Source organism: Psychrosphaera sp. B3R10 (assembly GCF_018861025.1).
Classification (GTDB): domain Bacteria; phylum Pseudomonadota; class Gammaproteobacteria; order Enterobacterales; family Alteromonadaceae; genus Psychrosphaera; species Psychrosphaera algicola.
The window spans coordinates 317,417-338,016 of sequence record NZ_JAHKQH010000007.1; the positions used below are offsets into that span (position 1 = coordinate 317,417).

At 39.2% G+C, this 20,600-nt stretch carries 17 protein-coding genes and 1 tRNA gene; 14 read left to right on the top strand and 4 right to left on the bottom strand.

Going from position 1 to position 20,600, the window contains the following annotated elements:
* Window positions 1-97: 97 nt before the first annotated feature.
* Entirely contained in the window at window positions 98-2,143 is a 2,046-nt protein-coding gene (locus KO525_RS02755; RefSeq protein ID WP_215962248.1) for an ATP-dependent DNA helicase RecQ, read from the bottom strand.
* A gap of 268 nt (window positions 2,144-2,411) precedes the next feature.
* Between KO525_RS02755 and purE the strand changes: the two genes are divergently transcribed.
* From purE to KO525_RS02795, 8 genes are all read left to right on the top strand, one after another.
* Window positions 2,412-2,897: a 5-(carboxyamino)imidazole ribonucleotide mutase gene (gene purE / locus KO525_RS02760; protein WP_215962249.1), complete on the top strand. Its 486-nt coding sequence runs from the start codon at window positions 2,412-2,414 to the stop codon at window positions 2,895-2,897.
* Window positions 2,898-2,972: 75 nt separating this feature from the next.
* Complete coding sequence (locus KO525_RS02765; RefSeq protein ID WP_215962250.1) at window positions 2,973-4,145, top strand: 5-(carboxyamino)imidazole ribonucleotide synthase; 1,173 nt, start codon at window positions 2,973-2,975, stop codon at window positions 4,143-4,145.
* A gap of 305 nt (window positions 4,146-4,450) precedes the next feature.
* Complete coding sequence (locus tag KO525_RS02770; protein WP_215962251.1) at window positions 4,451-5,062, top strand: carbonic anhydrase; 612 nt, start codon at window positions 4,451-4,453, stop codon at window positions 5,060-5,062.
* Between the two features lie 37 nt (window positions 5,063-5,099).
* Complete coding sequence (gene rlmF / locus KO525_RS02775; protein ID WP_215962252.1) at window positions 5,100-6,047, top strand: 23S rRNA (adenine(1618)-N(6))-methyltransferase RlmF; 948 nt, start codon at window positions 5,100-5,102, stop codon at window positions 6,045-6,047.
* A gap of 37 nt (window positions 6,048-6,084) precedes the next feature.
* The gene (pulA, locus tag KO525_RS02780) at window positions 6,085-8,862 is read left to right on the top strand and encodes a pullulanase-type alpha-1,6-glucosidase (protein ID WP_215962253.1); all 2,778 of its coding nucleotides are present in this window, start codon (window positions 6,085-6,087) and stop codon (window positions 8,860-8,862) included.
* 150 nt (window positions 8,863-9,012) lie between these two features.
* Window positions 9,013-9,089 (top strand) — tRNA-Pro (locus tag KO525_RS02785).
* Between the two features lie 340 nt (window positions 9,090-9,429).
* The gene (locus KO525_RS02790; RefSeq protein ID WP_215962254.1) at window positions 9,430-10,548 is read left to right on the top strand and encodes an HD domain-containing phosphohydrolase; all 1,119 of its coding nucleotides are present in this window, start codon (window positions 9,430-9,432) and stop codon (window positions 10,546-10,548) included.
* Window positions 10,549-10,891: 343 nt separating this feature from the next.
* Window positions 10,892-11,815 (top strand): AEC family transporter, encoded by a 924-nt coding sequence (locus KO525_RS02795; RefSeq protein ID WP_215962255.1) that lies wholly within the window; start codon window positions 10,892-10,894, stop codon window positions 11,813-11,815.
* A 28-nt stretch (window positions 11,816-11,843) separates the two neighbouring features.
* On the opposite strand, the gene KO525_RS02800 is transcribed toward KO525_RS02795, so the two are convergent.
* Complete coding sequence (locus KO525_RS02800) at window positions 11,844-12,341, bottom strand: NYN domain-containing protein (RefSeq protein ID WP_215962256.1); 498 nt, start codon at window positions 12,339-12,341, stop codon at window positions 11,844-11,846.
* 79 nt (window positions 12,342-12,420) lie between these two features.
* On the bottom strand, window positions 12,421-12,765 hold the full coding sequence (locus KO525_RS02805; protein ID WP_215962257.1) for a hypothetical protein: 345 nt from the start codon (window positions 12,763-12,765) through the stop codon (window positions 12,421-12,423).
* A 214-nt stretch (window positions 12,766-12,979) separates the two neighbouring features.
* On the opposite strand from KO525_RS02805, the gene KO525_RS19585 reads away from it, so the two are divergent.
* From KO525_RS19585 to KO525_RS02830, 6 genes are all read left to right on the top strand, one after another.
* Window positions 12,980-13,594, top strand: coding sequence for an MbnP family protein (locus KO525_RS19585; RefSeq protein WP_252736601.1), 615 nt, complete (start codon window positions 12,980-12,982; stop codon window positions 13,592-13,594).
* A 121-nt stretch (window positions 13,595-13,715) separates the two neighbouring features.
* Window positions 13,716-13,952 carry a hypothetical protein gene (locus KO525_RS19590; protein ID WP_252736602.1) on the top strand — a complete coding sequence of 79 codons (237 nt, stop codon included), beginning with the start codon at window positions 13,716-13,718 and terminating at the stop codon, window positions 13,950-13,952.
* A gap of 40 nt (window positions 13,953-13,992) precedes the next feature.
* Window positions 13,993-15,174, top strand: coding sequence for an MbnH family di-heme enzyme (locus KO525_RS02815; RefSeq protein ID WP_215962258.1), 1,182 nt, complete (start codon window positions 13,993-13,995; stop codon window positions 15,172-15,174).
* The gene (locus tag KO525_RS02820) at window positions 15,171-16,355 is read left to right on the top strand and encodes a hypothetical protein (protein WP_215962259.1); all 1,185 of its coding nucleotides are present in this window, start codon (window positions 15,171-15,173) and stop codon (window positions 16,353-16,355) included. Before KO525_RS02815 ends, KO525_RS02820 begins: the two co-directional genes overlap by 4 nt.
* Window positions 16,356-16,407: 52 nt before the next feature.
* Entirely contained in the window at window positions 16,408-17,649 is a 1,242-nt protein-coding gene (locus KO525_RS02825) for an ATP-binding protein (RefSeq protein ID WP_215962260.1), read from the top strand.
* Complete coding sequence (locus KO525_RS02830) at window positions 17,639-18,184, top strand: response regulator transcription factor (protein ID WP_215962261.1); 546 nt, start codon at window positions 17,639-17,641, stop codon at window positions 18,182-18,184. Before KO525_RS02825 ends, KO525_RS02830 begins: the two co-directional genes overlap by 11 nt.
* A gap of 31 nt (window positions 18,185-18,215) precedes the next feature.
* Here KO525_RS02830 and KO525_RS02835 read toward each other — a convergent pair whose 3' ends face one another.
* Window positions 18,216-20,600: an ATP-binding protein gene (locus KO525_RS02835; RefSeq protein WP_215962262.1), complete on the bottom strand. Its 2,385-nt coding sequence runs from the start codon at window positions 20,598-20,600 to the stop codon at window positions 18,216-18,218.

Consider the following 20,600-nt stretch of genomic DNA (forward strand, 5'->3'; position numbering starts at 1 on the left):
AAACCAACTGTTAAATCTCACACCTAAAACACACATCTAATCTTATCAAACAACACGTCGGTAATTACCATAACGCTATTTGGTTACTAACACCGCTTTAGTCAGACAAAATGAGTCTTGAAATCGACAATATTTCCGAAAACGAATTATTTTCCAACCGTGCAAAGTTGTCTATTTTTCTAGCTTTAAGCCGAGTGAATAAAGGCACGCTAATGCCACACAAAAATTTAGTCAGAAGTTCCGCCGACGGTAACTTAAATTGATCTGCCTGGTAGCTTGTTAAAAATGGTTTACTCAATTCTTTTAATGTTTCACTAGAAGGTAAATCCGGGGTTGAACATTGAGGATAATGCACAATGTTTCCATGACATACACTGCAATGACCACAATGACTTGGCGCTGCTTTATCACCAAAATATAACGACAATTGATTACTCAAACATTGTGGACGTTCAAATAACTTCAACATGTTGTGGATCCGAGCCACTTCGACATCCTGCTTTTGTACAAAGGTATCGGTGAGTTCTTTTGCGACTTTGGCGACAAAAAACGTGTTATCAGAAACATCGAACACTTCTGTCATTTGTTTTGCTTCGAGCTCAACCCAACCTTTATCTGAAAAATACTCCAATGCCGTTATCACTCGGCCTCGTTGGGCTCCGTTACCATTGTGATTGTATTGTTCAAAAATATTATCAAAGTTAAGTTGCCACCAGATTTTTTTCTTGTCTGACGCGTCAAAAATAGCGCGTACAAATTCAAGACGTTCGCCATTAAACGCAGCTTCAATGACATCCATTGCCACCAGCAATTTAAAACGATACTCCGCAAAATAACTGTACTTCGGCTTAATAATGCCGCGCATTTCAAGGTAAACCATAAGCGTCTTTAAACTCAATTGACGAATATTACACTCCTGGGACAATCGATAAAGCTGCACATGCCACTCGTTTAACGGTTCCGTGTTAGATTGGCTTTGTATGTCTTGCAGCACAAAGTGAATATCCTGCAGTTCAGGTGTATCGCCATATACAAAATTTTCTAATACATTCAAACGTTCTTTGTTTACTATAGTTAAACAATCAGAGACGTTACCGTCGCGCCCGGCACGACCAATTTCCTGAGAATAGTTTTCAATTGATTTAGGTAAATCAAAATGGATAACATTTCGAATATTCGATTTATCCACCCCCATTCCAAATGCAATGGTCGCGACGATAATATCGACTTTATCGTCCATAAATGCATTTTGAATAGTGCTTCGTAAGTCACTGGCTAAACCGGCATGATATGCAACAGCGTTAAAGCCATCGTGTTTTAATTTAGTTGCTAAATCTTCCGCGTTTTTCTGCAAAGTAACATAAATAATTGTCGGACACGCATGAGAGCCCTGTGCACCCATTACGTTATTGGCGGCTGAATTATTGGCGTCAGCCTCACGATATTGATTCGCTATTGGCTTAAATCGTGCGGATTTAGATAAATAATCAACAATAAAATCGTACTTTTGCGCTTCGGGCATGGCTTTAATATTAAGATGCAAATTTGGCCGATAAAAACCCGTTGTTTGTATGTCCTGTGGTGCGATATTAAATTTATTTGCCATGTCTTCTATTACAACGGGAGTGGCCGTTGCGGTGAGCAGTAACGTTTGAGTAATGCCAAACTCAGCTTGGTAAGATGGTAACTTCAAATAGTCAGGCCTAAAATTATGACCCCATTCCGAAATACAATGAGCTTCGTCTATTACAAGTAACGAAATAGGAATGTTTTTAATGGATTGCCTAAAACGTTCATTTTTAAAACGCTCTACCGCCACCATTAATACTTTTGTTTTTCCAGCACGCAGGTCGGCCCAAATTGCCTTAGTTTCATTAAAAGTTAAACTTGAGTCTAATGCGGCGGCGGGGATATGTTTAGATTGTAAGAATGACAATTGATCCTTCATTAATGCCACCAGCGGTGAAACCACTAAGGTTAAATTAGGTAACATTAGTGCCGGTAATTGATAACAAAGTGACTTACCGGATCCAGTAGGAAATATAGCAGCTGCAGAGCGGCCACTAAGTACCGATTTAACAGTTTCTTCCTGCCCTTTTCGAAAAGAGTCAAATCCAAAATATTGTTTTAATTGCGCCTGCATACCAACCACTTCATCACTGTATTTTTAGACAGTATAACCTGTTGACAATAAATTTCACGATTGATTAGGTACAGTTTTATTAGAATAGAACAAACAATCGACTATTTACGAAAATCAAAGATGATCCTATTCTTTGATTTTGGTAGAATGCGCGGCTTTAGTTATTAGCGGTATTACTAACCTACCTCTAATGAAAATAATCGAAGCAAATAATGTTAATAAATGCTGACTAAGCATTTATTCCATTTACGTAAATACGGCGGATGAAATGAAACGAGTAGCAATTGTTATGGGTTCACAATCAGATGGACCAACGATGAAACATGCAGCAGAAATGCTTGACCAATTTGGCATTGAATACCATGCCCAAGTAGTGTCTGCACACCGTACTCCGCACTTATTACAAGAATTTGCAGAAACTGCCGAAGAAAAAGGTTACCAAGTCATTATAGCTGGTGCGGGTGGGGCTGCTCATTTACCTGGCATGATTGCCGCGTTCACACACATCCCAGTGTTAGGTGTCCCGGTTAAGTCGAGTAAATTAAGTGGTGTCGACTCACTCTATTCAATCGTGCAAATGCCAAAAGGTGTTGCAGTAGGCACGTTAGCTATTGGTGAAGCCGGTGCCGGGAACGCGGGTTTATTAGCAGCGCAAATCATTGGTTTAAATGACCCGGCAGTTACGGAAAAAGTAAAAGCGTTCCGCATTGCGCAAACTAAAGATGTATTAGAAAACCACAAACTCGACTTTTAATTCGAGTTTACCTATCAGGTGGTGGCTCGCGTCTCCACCTATAATTAGATCCTTTTAAATTAAAGCGACACAACAATGACCCATAAATTTTCAGGCAATGCAGATTATTTAAATAATGGTAACGACCTCGTTGTCGTATTAGGTCACGGGCAACTTGCTCGCATGATGTATTTAGCCGCAAGTCAGCTAGGCATTAATATTATTGCTGTAGACGCAGACAGGTTATGTTGTGTTAATCCTGTCGACAAAACTGTATTAGCAGTTGATGTTGAAACGGCTTTTGCTCACTGCATTGCAATCACGTCAGAATTTGAACACCTACCTAAAGAATTGTTGGCGACTGCGCAGGCAACCGGAAAATTGCGTCCAGGGGCAAATTCTATTGCTGCCGGTGCTGATAGAATTGTCGAGAAGCAACTATTAAGCTCACTTTCGATACCAAACTGCACACACCGTATTATCCACTCGGTAGATGATTTAACTGAAGCCTATAAAACATTAGGTCCAAAAGTCATCTTAAAAACGAGCCGTGACGGTTATGATGGATATGGTCAATGGCGTATATTTTCAGAACGTGATTTTGCATCGATAAGCAACGAGCTGAGCACTTTTGATTTTGGCCACATGCCACTTATCGCAGAGCAATGCATTGAATTTGAAAGAGAAATCTCATTACTAGGTATTACCGACATCAAAGGTAAACATCACTATTATCCTTTGACCGAGAATCATCACGGTGATGGTCAACTTGTTTTGTCATTAGCGCCTGCGCCAAATAACAGTGACGAATTGCAAAACAAAGCTCAACAAATTCATCAAAGCATCGCCAATGAATTAAATTATGTTGGCGTGCTAGCCATCGAGTTATTCCAAGTTGGTGATACATTATTGGTAAATGAAATTGCCCCAAGAGTGCATAATTCAGGTCACTGGACACAACAAGGTTGCCAGGTAAGCCAGTTTGAAAACCACATTCGAGCGGTTGCAGGTTTAACTGTGACAGGCACAACAACCGACAAACAGGTGGCTATGGTCAATTATGTTGGTGAAGCAAAACCAAGTAAAACGCTACAGGCCATCGAAAACACCCACTTACATTGGTACGACAAATCAGTTCGTGCAAAACGTAAAATGGGTCACATCAATGTTGTGGCTAATACAGTTACTGAGTTACAAACAACTTTGAAACAGGTAAAAAGCCAATTGCCTGAATCTCTCGCTAAAAATTTAGCAAAGGTTGTCGACTAAAAAGCAAATTGGGTGAACAGATCGCGGTTTGTTCGCCCGTTTTTAATGACTGTCATAATCCATCCATTTTTAATAATACATACTGATTAATATCAGTTTTTATACCCCTTATTTGCAGCACAGTTACCATTTACCTCTTCTTTAATTAAGTGAATAAAATCAAAGAATTCAAATCAACAGCTAAGACCACTTTAACAAATTTCCAAACTTTGTTTATTAGCCATCGATTTCCCTATATCCTTAGCGCTCGCAGAATCACAACAAAAATAACCTGTGAATAGAGACTGAAAATAGGAACTAAATAAATGCCGAAGTTTATTGATGGGCTCAAACGATTCCAACAAGAAGTATACCCAATGCATAAAGCGCGTTTTGAGAAACTTGCTGATTACCAAAACCCAGACGTATTGTTTATTACCTGTTCGGACTCAAGGATTGATCCTAACTTAATTACTCAAAGTAACCCCGGAGAACTGTTTATCTGCCGAAACGCAGGTAACATAGTACCGCCACATTCAAATGAAACGGGTGGAATGACCGCTTCAATTGAATATGCAGTGTCAGTATTAGGTGTAAAACATATTGTGATCTGTGGTCACAGTAATTGTGGAGCAATGACAGCTGCGATGCAGCCCGAAACCGTTAAAAATTTACCCCATGTAAAAATTTGGTTAGATCATTGCCGAGCGGCTAAAGAAGCAGTTGAACATCAACATAATGATTGTTTAGGGGATCACCATTTAGACGAAGTCACTAAACAAAACGTTGTCTTGCAACTGCGTCACTTATCTACCCACCCTGCGGTCTTTACTAAGTTATACAGTAACGAATTACAACTACATGGTTGGGTATATGACATAAAGTCAGGTAAAATCGAAGTTTATAATAGAGACAGTAAAGAGTTTTCTGAACTTTAACTATCATTAGTTAACCCAACTAAAATTAAGTGATACCTTGCAAAAATCAAAGCTTCATCCTAGAAATCGACACACATCTGAAAATGGTGTCGGTTACGATTTCACTGAGCTGTGTAAGGTAAACCCAACCTTAACATCGTATTTAAAGACAAACCCTAAAGGGATTGCTACGATCAATTTTGCTGACGATATCGCAGTAAAAGAGCTTAATAAGTCTCTTTTATTATCGATGTACGGTTTAGTCGCTTGGGATTTACCAGAACAATTTTTATGCCCGCCTATCCCAGGGCGTGCAGATTACATTCATTATTTGGCGGACCTAATTCAAACGTCCACCAAAATAAAAAAAATCGTTAATCGCAAAATCAAAGGCTTAGACATAGGTACTGGGGCGAATCTCGTATATCCCATTATTGGTAACCACGAATACCAATGGCAGTTTGTAGGCACTGACATCGACCCTGATTCTATCAATTGGGCAAAACAATTATCACAATTTAACCCAAAGCTTAAATCAGCATTAAAATTACGTATGCAAACGAATTCATTGCATGTTTTAGACGGTATTATTAAACAAAATGATAGGTTTACGTTTAGCATGTGTAATCCGCCTTTTCATTCATCTCAAGAAGAAGCGGAACAAGGTTCAAAACGAAAAATACAAAATCTGAACAAAGGTAAAAACACTAGTTCAAAAGATTTGAAGCTCAACTTCGGCGGCCGCAGTAATGAACTATGGTGTGAAGGCGGTGAGATTAGTTTTGTCCAAAATATGGTAAGGGAAAGTCAACAATTTGGATCACAAGTACTGTGGTTTACATCGCTGATTTCAAAAAAACAAAACCTTCCTGCCATATACACAGCATTAAATCAGGTAAAAGCAGTCCAGGTAAAAACAGTCGACATGGCGCAAGGCAATAAAGTAAGCCGATTTGTCGCGTGGAGTTTTTTGACGTCGGAGCAACATAAACATTGGTTCGACTAATTAAGCCGCTGCCTCACCTTTAACAGGGAACAAACGCATGTTTAATTTATTAACCAAAGTAATTGTTGTTTTAACCGTTATAACAACAACCTATTCTATTTCTGGCTGTACACAAAAAGAGTCAAATTCAAGCTCTATTGATTCAGCCAAATTTGCCAATGACGCCCATTGGCTCGAAGCAAATATCATTGCTTTAGACTCTCCTACTAACGTAAAACAAGTCACATTACATTCTACGTTAATTGACGGCATGGAAGTAACGACAATTTTCAGAGCTGTCAAATTTCCTGCGCGACTTAGTGAAAAGTTTCCGCATCTAAGTCACCTCAATGCTTTTGAATCAAAGGAACTTCCTGACGTTAAACGCCTTCTAAAAAGTAAAAATCGAGTCATCTATACGCCACAAGGCAGCTCGCAGCAAACCACCAAGTTGCAGCAATACGGCGCGATTGACCACCTTTATACCGCGTCTTTTGATGATGCCGACGAGATAAACGATTTTGGCGCATCAGTACTCCCTAAAGAGGTTCAATTTAAGCTTTGGGCACCAACAGCTGTGTCTGTTAATGTATTGCTTTTTGATAAAAACAAACAGCCACTAACTCCTGCAAAACTGGCGATGGTCGAAGATAACAAAACAGGCACTTGGGCAATAAAAGGTCCCGCTTCTTTGATATCACAGTATTACCAATATCAGCTGACTTTATTTCATCCGGCCACTGACCAATTTGAAACCGTTACCGTAACTGACCCTTACAGCTTAAGTTTGTCACGAAATAGTAAGTACAGCCAAATTGTCGATTTAACTTCTGTTGCAACTAAGCCCCTTGGTTGGGATTCACACTCCATTCCAACAGTGGAAGCACCTGAAGATCTTATTTTGTATGAAACCCATATTAAAGATTTTAGCGCCTCAGATACCGCACTAAGCAACAACTTGTTTAAAGGTAAATATAAGGCATTTTCAGAAACCGATAGCTTTGGGATGAAACATTTAGCCATGCTTAAAGAAGCCGGGTTAAATACCATTCACCTCTTACCCACGTATGACTTATCAACAATTAATGAAGACCCTCGCATTGCTATTAGCCTAGACGACCCTATGACTAAGGTGTGCCAGCAATTTCCTGAGTTGAGTGCTTGTTTAAACTTGGAGACAAATGAGACTCTGCGTCAGAAGTTACAAAGTTACGATCCAAGAACCGGTGACGCACAAGCGCTCGTTGAGAAAATTCGTGGAAATGACGACTACAACTGGGGATATGACCCATTCCACTATACTGTACCAGAGGGAAGTTACGCGGTGGATCCTGAGGGTATTAATCGAATTGTTGAATTTAGAGAAATGGTGCAAAGCCTTCACTCTAAAGGTTTTAGAGTCATCATGGACGTTGTATACAATCACACATTTGCATCTGGATTAGCTGAAAAATCTGTTCTAGATAAAGTTGTGCCGGGGTACTACCATCGCCTCAATATCAAAACAGGTGAAATTGAACAATCAACCTGTTGTGACAATAGTGCAACTGAACATGCCATGATGGCTAAACTAATGAAAGATTCATTGGTGGTTTGGGCAAGAGATTACAAAATTGACGGCTTCCGTTTTGATTTGATGGGACACCAACCAAAATCAGCGATGTTGGAAAGCCGCAAAGCCGTTCAACAAGTTGACTCTGATACTTACTTTTATGGTGAAGGCTGGAATTTTGGTGAAGTTGGCAACAACGCCCAATTTGTTCAAGCAAGTCAGCAAGAACTCAGTGGCACGGAAATTGGCACATTTACCGACCGTCTGCGAGATGCAATACGTGGCGGTAATTTTCAAACGAACGCAGAGAAACTCCGCTTTGATCAGGGAATTGGTAATGGCTTGTATGTTGTACCAAACGAAATGCAAAGAGGAAACAATCAACAAGCTCATTATAATAACTCGATGGACATCGTTCGTTTAGGGCTAGCTGCGAATTTAAAGACGTTTAGCTTCAATGACATTAACGGGCAACTTATTGCTGGCACTAACGTTCTATACGGCGGTAATCCTGCGGGTTATGCGTCAGACCCTGCTGATACGATTAATTATGTTTCAAAACATGATAATCAAACATTGTGGGACAATCATCAATATAGACTGCCGTTTAATATGACAAGTGATGATAGGGTAAGGATTCAATCTCAGTCGTTGTCATACGCTCTGTTAGCGCAAGGTATACCGTTTTTACATATGGGATCTGAATTGCTCCGCTCTAAAGCTTTTTTGCGCGACAGCTACGATTACGGCGATTGGTTTAATAAAGTTGATTTTAGTTACCAAACAAACAACTACGACGTGGGATTACCGCCTGCGGAAAAAGACCAAGATAATTGGCCAATTATTTCGAAAATCTTAGATAAAAACGGCAACAATGACGATGTAAGCCCCGCTCAAATTGAACGTAGTGCTAACATATTTGCGGACTTTATCAGGATCAGAACCAGTTCTGCGCTATTCCGATTGAGAACAGCGGAGCAAATAAATCAAAATGTGCAATTTATGAATACTGGCCCACAACATGTTGCTGGTTTAATTGTCATGAAAATAAACGACGTAAATGTGGGTGACACAACAAAAGGTCAACTAGACCCTAACTATGACTCCATTGTTGTGATTTTTAACAATAACGCGACGAGCCAAAAAATATCGATTCCTCAGGCAAATAAGTACAAGTTACATCCGGTACAACGCAATGGCTTTGACGATATTGTCAAACAAACACACATTGCCGATACAACAGTAACAATACCCGCCTATACAACTGCCGTACTTGTCAGATAATCGCCAGAAAGAATAACAGCTAAGTCCAGGGTTGGGCTTGGCTTTTATTGCTTCGCCAATCGACCATTAATTAGCCGAACAAAACATTAGTATAATTAACAGGTTGCAATTCAGCCGCAGTTTTATATTATCCCCTGCGTACACTAGTGTCGGACTGTAGCGCAGCTTGGTAGCGCACTGTCATGGGGTGTCAGGGGTCGCCAGTTCGAATCTGGCCAGTCCGACCAATTTTAAAGGCTTTCAGAGCATCTCTGAATTTGCCGCCCACTCATTCAGTTATTCTTTTATCCGTTATAAATTAAAATTGGTGAAGCGGATCCATTTTATCTTATAGAAAATACGGATCAATTGAGTTGATTTGTTTTAGTCTTAGCTTCAACTCTACCTTCGCTCTAATTATTGCCTATTAATTAAACACTCCTTGACGTAAATCTAAAAAGTGTCGACTATTTTTCCTTTCTATTTGATGTATATCAACAAAAACAACGTCTTTTAAATCTACTGCCATTAATCAACTATACTTAGCTCTATTCACGGATTTATCATTGATTTACTGGCAAGGGAACTATGGAAAACCGACTCAATACGTTTTTATCTCAAACATTTTTAACCAAGAATGAAGCTGCCCAGGAATTTTTGGAAATCTTTATTGGGGTTACAAACAGTATCTATGGTTACATTCACTTTATTGATGAAAATGTCGATAACTTTAGCTTAACGGTTTGGTCAAAATCAGTTATTTCAAAAATGGAAAATGGGTATAAAAAGTTCAGCTATTTACCCAATGTAGGCCCTTGGTCAGAGTCAATTAAAGTCAAAAAAGTATTACGAATGCCGAATAAGGACCAAAAATATTATCAGTCATTTTTTCCACACCCCTTAGACGAAATTGCTGAATATATATGTTTCCCACTCATTATCGAAAGCAAAGTCATTGCCGTAATTGGCGCCGCAAGCGACAATCATTATAACTCTGAAACAGTCGCCAACATTTCAAAGATATTTAGAAAAAACGTTCGCAAACTTCGTCGTAAATTTGAGACTGCAGAAGATCATTATCTCGACCTTAAAGCAAATTTCCAGTCACTTTCCAACGATACAATTTTAGTTGAAATGTTAATGGCCATTTCAAATGCCCTTGAACTCAGAGACGCTTATACAACCCACCATCAGAAAAATGTTGCCCATATAAGTGAGCAAATAGCGATAGAGCTTGGATTAAAGGCCGATCGAGTTTTTGGCCTTAGAATTGGCGCGTTAATTCATGACTTAGGTAAAATCGTAATTCCATCACAATTACTGAACAAAAGTGGCAAAATAGAACAAGCGGAATTTGAATATTTAAAATTGCATGCAGAAAAAGGTGCATTTATTTTGAAAGATGCCCATTTCCCATGGCCCATTCAAAAAATGGTAGGCCAGCATCATGAGCGATTAGATGGTTCAGGTTATCCGTTAGGACTAAAAGAAAACGAAATCATTCTGGAAGCAAAAATAATTGCAGTAGCAGATACATACGATGCAATGGCAAATGATCGACCTTATCGAGAACGCCCCGGCATTGCAAAAGCAATTGCAACACTCCAAGCCGGGCGAATGACAAAGTATGACCCTTATGTTTTGGATGCTTTTATTTCCTGCTTTGAACGAGACCCAACATTCGGTGGTCGTTATAAATTAGATTAACACGTGGCAATTGCGTACTGTATCGCATTTTGCCAAACTCCTAGTTCATTTTATTCAAATGGAGCTTTTTAAAATAACACGGTTTAAACCTCATGACAGATCCCCACAATAACGAAAATCGAAAGTCGTATTTTGCGTGTCAACCAATCGGCGCCAATCATCCTTGATTTAAAAGATCAACTATCCAAAAAAAGCTAAGTAAAAACTACTTTTAGAAGCTGTTGAAAAGCCTATAATGAATTGCTTTGCAAATCGTTATCGCCAAACGCCATTGTCTCAATTGGTATAATAGACGGTCAAAGCGTAAGAGACATTATTTGGATAACTCAACCTTAGGAATTTCATGAATTTAGAATTGGTCATTGGTGCTTTTGAAATCACACTTCCTATTTTGTTTATTTTACTGTTAGGTGGTTGGTTTAAACATAAAACATGGATCAGTGATGGCTTTGTCTCTTCTGGTAATACCCTCGTTTTCAACATCAGTTTGCCTTGTTTACTTTATTTAAATGTTTCTCAAAATTCGATTTCGACAAACCTCAATTTACCGCTCATCGGATTTGCCATCGTAGCGACAATTGTGACTGTGGTCGTCGTTTGGCTATTTTACCGTAAGCAACCCGACGCCGGCCAACGTGGCGTACTAGCGCAATGTGCATACCGAGGAAATATGGCTATCATAGGCTTGGCGTTGTGTGAGCGTGCTTTAGGACAAGATATTTTAGGGAAGGCTGCAATTTACCTCGCCTTTCTAACCATTTTATATAATCTGATCGCTGTTGTTTTATTGACGACATTTAATCGAAAAATTTTATTTACCATCGCTAAAAATCCATTAATTATTTCAATTGTTCTCGGCCTTATCAGCTCGTCTAGTGAAATACATCCACCGCAGGTGGTCATCACGTCAATGGCGTACTTAGGTAAACTTACATTGCCCCTCGCTTTATTGTGTTTAGGAGCGAGTTTACAGTGGCAAAGCTTTAAGCAAAATCATAGAGATGCGATTGCTATTACGTTTCTTAAACTGATATTAATTCCGCTCTTAACGATGTGGGCCGCGATTCCTTTTGGCTTTGATAAAACGGATACGACATTACTGTTTTTTATGGTCTCTGCACCCACTGCAGTTGCAGCTTACGTCATGGCCAATAAAATGACATCCCATGGGGCACTCTCTGCCGAGATCGTCGCGCTATCAACGTTAGTGAGTCCATTTACAATAGCGATTGGTTACTACTTATTAAAAGTATTTGGCATGGCCTAAATCTAATCCTTGTATGCCAGCTTAATATTCAACATAAGTGTGTGGGTAATATAGGGGTGTACTTATCAACACTTCTTATTAGTAAATTTGCCGTTAAGGCTTCTACACCATAAACTTGCGTGTGAACCTTATAGCGCCCCTTAATCGTGGTCATGAGGAGTTCAAAGTCTCCGTCACCAGATAATAAAATAACGGTATCAACTTGTGGTGCGGCATCCATGACATCTATTGTGATCCCTACATCCCAATCCCCTTTCGCGCTGCCGTCTTTTCGTTGGATATAAGGCTTTAGTTTCACGTCAAAGCCTATATGCCTCAGGGCATCTTGAAACTTCTTTTGGCCATCATTTTCACTCGCAATGGCATACGCATATGCATTTTTGATTTCGCCTTGGTACGAAAGTGTCTGCCAAAACTTACGGTAATCAAACGATTTCCCAAAGGCTTGTTTGGTCGTGTAATAGATGTTTTGTACATCAACAAATATTGCAATTTTTCCTAAATTTTCCTGACCCGTTTTTGCCATGATGTTATAAATGCCCTATTTTAATGTTGTGATGTTTGCTGTTTAGAATAATGCTAAGAAAGATCTAATAATTTGATGTTTATCGGTCTTCGGTATCTTCATTTTTCTGACTACGACTTTTTCTTAAAATTGCAGGTTCGTCAAAATAGCTCACATTATTTTGAAGCACAGCGTTACGGCGCTTTTCTAATCTATTTTTTCGACACAAAATCGTCTCTCCAAATACATCGATATGAGCTTGTTCTAAAAGAATTTTTCCTTCGTCATTTGAAATAAGGTTCATAAATTCCCCAGCCGCAATAAACCCTTCAACTCGATGTTTCTGTTTCTCAATTTCATTACCCGCTTTGGACGATTGATACAATTCGAATAGTCGTTGATAAACTTCCTTTTTAAAAACATCAGAACTAACTATCACGTTCATATTTTTACCCCAAATCACAGTTCCGTATCTGTTAGAAATGCTATCAATATAACAAAACTACATAAACTAAACAGCTGCACAAAAACAACATTAATAAAGGTGCGACAATTTGTCACATTGAGTGGCCTTATAAAAAAAATTATAGTAACAACATAAGCTTGAGTTCGACATTTTAATGTACTCACCTAGTGTAATTTCAAAGGAAAAGATGAAAATGCGTCATAAATTTAAATCGACTTTATTCACCATAGCCACGATGGCGTTGTTATCAGGTTGCAGCAGCGACAGTGGTACCGAAGACGAATTAACCATGACCCCATTTACAATTAATTTCTCTGCAATGAGCGGCGACCAAAACGTAGATTGTGACGCTATGGTATCGGGTTTTGGCAATGAGGGACATTATTCAATTGGTGTTAGTGACCTCCGTTTTTATGTAAGTAATATTGAGCTATTTGACCAATATGGTGAAAAGATTGAAGCATCTTTTGATAGCAATGAGTTTCAACTCAATCATGACTTAGGATTTGTAGGCCTTGTTGACCTCACAAGTAATAGTTCGGGTAAGTGCACATCTGACGCGATTCCTAATAGTGAAGGTACTGCACGGACCAATAATGTTATGACAGGTAAAATGATTGATACTGGCGTTAACAAAATCACCTTTGATATTGGTGTTCCTCAAGCCATCATGAAAGAAGTTATCGCAACACAAAGTGCAGAAGACGCCCCATCACCATTAAACGAGATGTACTGGTCATGGGCTTCGGGCTATCGTCACTTTGTAATGAACTTTGCTATCGAGAGCATGATGGGGAAATACCGGTGAAGGTTATATACACATTGGCAGTAGAGGGTGTGGCGACGACAGTTTACTTGCTTTAGAAAACAAAGAAAAATGCGACTTTGTTAACACTCCTAAAGTTGAGATCACAGATTTTGAACCTAATATGGACACTGTTGTCATTCGTATCGATAAATTACTAGACCAACTAAGCTTTGCCCCAGCAATGAGCAGTCATGGCGACCATACCGCCGACACTGAAATGATGGATAGCCCTTCAGTTACTTGCCACTCTGCAAGTCCCGAAATGCAACCAGACTGTGCGGCAATTTTTCAAAACCTTGGACTATCTACCGATGATGGTAGCAGTTCGAGCGACACTAACCAAGTTGTCCAACACTAGTTTTCCTCCGGGGCATACGCCCCTTTTTTTTAAGGTTTTTATGATCCGTTTTTTCACATTAGTCTGTGGCTTAGCCTTACTTTCAGGGTGTGAATTTGATTCAAACTCAACATTTACCAATACAGATGATGCTCAATCTTTGCGCAGTTTATTAGATCTACCCGATCACATGCCCTTACCTGCTATTCCAGATTACAACCCACTGACCCAAGAAAAAATCACCTTAGGTCGGTTTCTATTTTACGATACTAAGTTATCTGCTAATCAAACCCAATCTTGTGCGTCGTGCCATGAACAAGGAAGCGCATTTGCTGATGGATTGACTGCCCCCTTAGGCTCTAGTGGCCACCAACTCGTTCGCAACAGTCAAGGTCTTGGTAACGTGGTTTATCATTCGACATTGACCTGGAGCAACAATGGTTTTTTTGAACTTGAAGAGCAGCTCAATGTGCCTATTCGTGCTGATAACCCAATTGAACTAGGCGTTACCGACGCCGTATTGCCAGACGTGTTAACGCGTTTTCAGCAAGACCCAGATTATCAAACGATGTTCAATCTCGCCTTTCCGGATACATCGAGTGACAAAAGTAACATTACAATGAACAAGATCATCTTTGCCCTTGCTAGCTTTGTTCGGACGATCATAAGCGCATCCAGTCCTTATGATAAGTACTTATTAGGTGATAAATCAGCACTGACACAGCAACAAATCAGAGGGTTTCAACTTTTTAATGGCGAGAAGTTTGAGTGTTTTCACTGTCATTCAGGTGTCAACTTTTCATCATCTTATCGTGATGCAAATACGGCTTTAGATGCCCTACAATTTCCTTTCTTTAATAACGGTCTATACAACGTCGGCGGCGATGGAAGTTACCCAGATGAAGATCAGGGATTATATGACCTAACATTAAACCCTACTCATAAAGGGCTATTTCGGCCACAAAGTCTGCGTAATATCGCATTAACCGGTCCTTACATGCACGATGGCAGCATTGCTAGTTTACGAGGCGTGATTGAACATTATGCCCGGGGCGGCAGTATTACGTTAACAGGCAAAAATGCCGGAGATGGCAGAGTAAGCCCTTTAAAGTCTGGATTAATACAAGGTTTTGATGCAACAGAAGAAGAAATTGATGCCGTCATTGCTTTTTTAGAATCACTGACTGACGACAAATTTATTTCCAACCCACGATTTTCAAATCCATTTACCGAGCAAAGATGAAACAACTTAATCTTACCACGCTATTCACGCTACCATTGATGGCATTTTGTAGCTATGCACATGAATCAGGTGTCGACGAAACCCCAACTCACTTAACGCTAAAAACGGCAATGAGCTTTCAAAACAAGGCAACGACCGATGAAGTGTGGATGATCCCAGGCCTACTGATGGGAGGTGAATCAACCCCTAGACTAAAAGGTGCTGCAATAGATGATACCCAATTAACGGGTAAATTAGTTTTAGAAGATCAAGTCAGCGTCCATGGTAAAATTGGATTCCATCAACATGCTGGCGAGGGAGAGCTATCGCTAGAGGAGCTTTGGTTTAATAAAATTTTTCAATTGAACCATAGTCGATTGGATGTCGAAATTGGCTTAATGGCAACCGACATCACATCAACGGCAAACCATCATGCTTCACAAAGTCAATTTAATACTAAACCACTTTTGGCTCAGACATTTTTTGGCGGACATCATAAAGACACCGGCGTAAAGTCAAAATATTACTGGCACAAATTTCAATTTGGATTAGAAGTTTGGAATGGCGACAGTTGGCCCTATACAAGCTCAGAAGGCAGCAAAGCACTTTACCTAACCTACCAAGACACAATTATATCTATCGACGCTCAATCCGGTATGTGGTATTCACAGGGGTCGGCACTTTCACGACAAGACTTGAGATATAGCTCAGATCATAATCACTCAAATTCGACAACGTTAAATACACCTGAGAACTATTTTACCGGTGATATCGAAATGCTTGGTGGTTTTTTAAAATTCACAAAATCATATTCAAACGCCCTACTTTTAATGACTGAATTTGAAATAATCGAAAGTCGGCAAAGCGGCGTATTTTCAGACACCTCGCAAAGTGCAAAGGTAAAATTACAACAAACAGGATATCGTGGTTTATTTGGTCTTCAATGGCAAAATCACAGCTTAGTGGCACAACTTGAAATGTTAGTGGTAAATAATCAGTTTAAAAATACAACGACCGCATTTATTGAACAACAGGGGTTGTATAACAAAAACTTTGAACCTAAACAGACAACAATAACGTACAACTGGCAGTGGCAAAACAAGGTTACGTTTAGGCTTGAGACGAGTTTTGACCAGACAATGATAAACTCTACACAGCAAGTTTGGTCTGTCGGTTTCACTTGGCAACATAACCTGCTATAAAAGTGTTCACATTTATCTCCTTTAAAACCGAGTTAATTCAACCGTTGGCAATATGCAAATAATAAAAAACAATCAACAAGTTAAACCTCTAATACATGCCAAGTTTGTTTTTATTGCGCTCCAACTTTTGGCCATTATTGTATCTCAACAATGGCTCGATTATGATTTTCCATACTCCGTTCTTTACAGCATTATTCTGGCCGAGCTGATCGTAAATATTGGGTTTTACGTCAAATTTCAGCAAACACCTTCGATACGTACAACGGCTTATTTTTCGTTTGTCGCCGTAGACATTATTTTCCTCAGTGTCTTATTGTATTTTACTGGAGGCGCTGCAAATCCATTTGTATCCTTATTACTGTTGCCAATCGCAATAGCCTCAGTGTCATTAACACAACGTTGGCTTTTGATAGTGACCTTTTTATCAATGTCTGCTTATTCAACTTTGCTATTTAGTATTGATCCGCATGCGCTACATAATATGGATTTAGCGCAACATCTATTTGGTATGTGGCTTAACTTCATATTATCTGCACTCGTTGTCGTTATCATTGTTGTGGCGTTAATCAAAGCGATAAGTCGCCAAGACAAGATAATTAGCCAGCACCGTGAAGAACAATTACGACAGGAGCAACTTGTCTCTCTCGGCGCTGCAGCCGCGCAATTTGCCCATCGATTAGCAACGCCGTTAGGAACTGCTCATTTGTTAGCTGAAGAGCTTCAGGAACACTCAAAAATAGAAGATCCTACTATAATATTATTGGACGAACAGCTTGCCACTTGTCGACGTCATTTAGTTAATTTTAGAGATATTGCAGAGAAAGTAAGAAATAATATTAAGTCGCCAGTCAGCGTATTTTCATTAATTGAAGAGCTAAAACAAGAAGTTCAAATTAGCTTTCCACTTGCCAAAGTAACTTGGAATTTTGAAAAACAAACCACATCTAGAATTGTCTCCGAACCAGTATTACTGCCCGCACTATTAAACTTAATTCAAAATGCAGTTAATGCCAGTGGTGAAAATCACAGTTATAAAGTCATCGTCAATATTACAACCATAGACAATTTCATTTGTTTATCTGTTCGAGATTTTGGCCCTGGCATTAAGCAAGAAACACTATTGCAGTTAGGCGTGGAATTAGTCGATAGTAAACATGGCTTAGGGATGGGGGTATTCTTATCCCATGTCACCCTGGAAAAACTTGGTGGTAAGTTAAAGTTATTTAATCATCCAGAAATAGGGGCTGTTGCCGAAGTATTTCTGCCGATATGGGACGCACTTGATGAGCAATGAACTAACAAAGTCGACATTAGGCCGTTTGTTAATTATCGAAGATGATGTGAATTTTGCTGCGGTTTTAGCACGCCGGCTTACCCGTTATCATTACGACGTTCTTGTCGAGAATAACTTAGATGACGCCTTAAACACAGCCCAACAACAATTGCCAAACTTTGTTCTGCTCGACATGAAAGTTGGCGACCAAAACGGAATTCATATTCTTCCTGCACTGCGGCAAGCGCTACCGAGTAGTAAAATTATCTTACTCACTGGCTATGCTAGTATTGCCACCGCCGTTGAAGCGATAAAATCAGGTGCGGATGACTATTTATCAAAACCGATTGATGCTGCTAGTTTGTTAGTTGCTCTGGACGGTACAGCAAATAATTCGGTCCACGCAGAAACAAAAATGACGACTGCTAGATTAGAATGGGAACATATTCAACAGGCACTAAAAACCAATAACGGCAATATCTCTGCGACGGCGCGCCAACTGGGTTTACATAGACGAACCTTACAACGGAAGCTTGCTAAAAAGCCACAAATTTAAATCTAAAAACGCTCACCATAACCGCAAATTATCAGATAAAATCCCGTATCGCCTTATATAATTCTTTTATATTTATCGGCTTAGCGAGATGAGAGTCAAAGCCATTATCCATATATTTTTTTACATCGTCATTCATTACATTTGCGGTCAATGCGATAATTGGAATATGCGGAAACTGTGCTTTAATTTTTGCACAGGCTTCTACACCATCCATATTAGGCATTTGAATATCCATAAAAATCATTTCAGGAAGTCGTGTGTTTACAGCAATAACCGCTTCAACGCCATCATTTGCAACGTCAATAATCGCGTTTGTAGGTTTTACTATCGAACAAAAAATTGTTTGATTAATTTTATTATCCTCGGCAAGTAATATTACTTTCCCAGTAATATCAGGCGCTTTATCAAGTTCTTTTTCCGCTCTTTTAACTTTTTCCAGAGTCGACTTTTTAGCTGGTATTCGAAGCGTAAAACAAGAGCCTCTATTTTCTTCACTTATTGCCTCAATATCACCGCCCATTATTTCGGCTAACTTTTTAGAGATTGCCAATCCAAGTCCCGTGCCACCATACTTGCGCGTTGTGGAAGAGTCGGCCTGCTCAAATCGATTAAATAACTTGCCTAATTGTTCGTTCGACAAACCAATCCCGGTGTCTGTTACTGAGATAACAAGGCATTCATTCTGCTCGTTTAGACTAATTTTAACTGATCCGTTTCCGGTAAACTTGACCGCGTTTGAACAAAGATTTGTAATAATCTGTTTAATTCTAACGGGATCGACAATCCACATTTTGTGCATATTTGGGTCAGCCGAAAAATTCAAATCGAGTTTCTTTTGCGATGCAGCCAATGCAAATTCAGACTTAACAGTTTGCATTAATTCAACAACATCGGTTGGTAACATTTCCAAACTTACGTTATTCGATTCAATCTTAGACAAATCCAAAATGTCATTAATTATTGCCAACAATGACTGTGATGAAATAATTCCCGTATCGACCAATTGATGTGCCGCCTCAGGTAATTCCATACGTTGCAATACTTGTAATGAGCCTAAAACACCATTCATTGGCGTTCGTATTTCATGACTCATATTGGCTAAAAATTCAGTTTTTGCTTTACTCGCAGATTTAGCCATTTTTAACGCGTTTTCTAACTCGAGTTGTTGGCGTCTCAATTCGTCAATATCCGACAATGATCCTGCCATACGAATAGCTCTGCCCGCTTCATTACGTTGGACAATTCCTCGCACCCGAAAATAGCGATATGGTTTTGCGCCATTGCCCATTCGAACGTCAAAATCATAAGGCACGTTGGTTTCCAAATGTCTTTTAAGTGCATTTCGGTTGTTTTCTTTATCATCAACATGAACAAAATCATTAAAAATTTGAGCCATCGAATAGCGTATCGCTGGTGTATTTTCATCATATGCGACTTCCAACATATCTAAGAAACGCGGCGATAAATACAAGCTATCATCATTAAAATCCCAATCCCAAATACCGTCATTACTGCCTTGTATTGCTAATTGATAACGCTCTTCGCTATGTTTGAGTCGCTTTTGAGAATGTGCCAATTTTTGTAACGGACTGATTAATATAGAACGAATGAGCATGACCAAAATAACGAAGCAGATTGACATACCGATAATCAAACTTGTCCCAATACGATTAATGTATTCAGATTTTTCTTGTAATTCACCTTCGCGGGAAATGTAAAATTGGACAACTAAGCTTTTGTCTAAAAGCTCCGCATTTGATATTGAACGATATTTTTTAAGGTCATTGGTTGCAAATACATGTCCTTGAAGATCTTTAATCAACACTTCGTAGATATGATTCTCAATTGTATTTTTTATAAGTGATTCAATTGAATGACTTCGGATATCAAGCACTATCGCCCCTTCAGTTAAACCATTATATTTAATTGGTACGGCAATTTGAAAAAAGTGTTCCTGCCGCCGTTTGGCAATATTTAAAATAAAATCGGTTTCAACATGGTCAATTGTGCTAGTCCAATCTGCTAACTTTTGCCCTTTCTGAGGCAAGGGATAAATAATATCACCATTAAAATTAGCGACGGTAATGGCTTCTTTTTCTCCTAAAATTGTTAGGTTTGTTAAGTGATCAGCTAGGTTTGCGCCAGTAACATCCAGCCCCATAACACTTGACACAACAATCGGTGAAATCGCGATTTCATTTAAGATTTTTATCCGATTATCAACAAACTGTTCAACAACATTAAAAGTGGCTTCAGCTTGCAACTGAGTATGTTGGTCTAGTAACTTAGTTACTGAAATAGATGCGCGTTCTGATACAAAATTGGTGATGACTAATGTTGTTAATACAAAACCAAAAAACAAAACCAGATAAGAGCTTCCCGATTTAGTCTGGAACCAGTTTAAAAATGTTTTCAT

What these genes read in the sequence shown, in the direction of transcription:
- KO525_RS02755 (WP_215962248.1), bottom strand. Translation starts at nt 2,143, where the DNA reads ATGCAGGCGCAATTAAAACAATATTTTGGATTTGACTCTTTTCGAAAA.
- purE (WP_215962249.1), top strand. Translation starts at nt 2,412, where the DNA reads ATGAAACGAGTAGCAATTGTTATGGGTTCACAATCAGATGGACCAACG.
- KO525_RS02765 (WP_215962250.1), top strand. Translation starts at nt 2,973, where the DNA reads ATGACCCATAAATTTTCAGGCAATGCAGATTATTTAAATAATGGTAAC.
- KO525_RS02770 (WP_215962251.1), top strand. Translation starts at nt 4,451, where the DNA reads ATGCCGAAGTTTATTGATGGGCTCAAACGATTCCAACAAGAAGTATAC.
- pulA (WP_215962253.1), top strand. Translation starts at nt 6,085, where the DNA reads ATGTTTAATTTATTAACCAAAGTAATTGTTGTTTTAACCGTTATAACA.
- KO525_RS02790 (WP_215962254.1), top strand. Translation starts at nt 9,430, where the DNA reads ATGGAAAACCGACTCAATACGTTTTTATCTCAAACATTTTTAACCAAG.
- KO525_RS02795 (WP_215962255.1), top strand. Translation starts at nt 10,892, where the DNA reads ATGAATTTAGAATTGGTCATTGGTGCTTTTGAAATCACACTTCCTATT.
- KO525_RS02800 (WP_215962256.1), bottom strand. Translation starts at nt 12,341, where the DNA reads ATGGCAAAAACGGGTCAGGAAAATTTAGGAAAAATTGCAATATTTGTT.
- KO525_RS02805 (WP_215962257.1), bottom strand. Translation starts at nt 12,765, where the DNA reads ATGAACGTGATAGTTAGTTCTGATGTTTTTAAAAAGGAAGTTTATCAA.
- KO525_RS19585 (WP_252736601.1), top strand. Translation starts at nt 12,980, where the DNA reads ATGCGTCATAAATTTAAATCGACTTTATTCACCATAGCCACGATGGCG.
- KO525_RS19590 (WP_252736602.1), top strand. Translation starts at nt 13,716, where the DNA reads ATGGACACTGTTGTCATTCGTATCGATAAATTACTAGACCAACTAAGC.
- KO525_RS02815 (WP_215962258.1), top strand. Translation starts at nt 13,993, where the DNA reads ATGATCCGTTTTTTCACATTAGTCTGTGGCTTAGCCTTACTTTCAGGG.
- KO525_RS02820 (WP_215962259.1), top strand. Translation starts at nt 15,171, where the DNA reads ATGAAACAACTTAATCTTACCACGCTATTCACGCTACCATTGATGGCA.
- KO525_RS02825 (WP_215962260.1), top strand. Translation starts at nt 16,408, where the DNA reads ATGCAAATAATAAAAAACAATCAACAAGTTAAACCTCTAATACATGCC.
- KO525_RS02830 (WP_215962261.1), top strand. Translation starts at nt 17,639, where the DNA reads ATGAGCAATGAACTAACAAAGTCGACATTAGGCCGTTTGTTAATTATC.
- KO525_RS02835 (WP_215962262.1), bottom strand. Translation starts at nt 20,600, where the DNA reads ATGAAAACATTTTTAAACTGGTTCCAGACTAAATCGGGAAGCTCTTAT.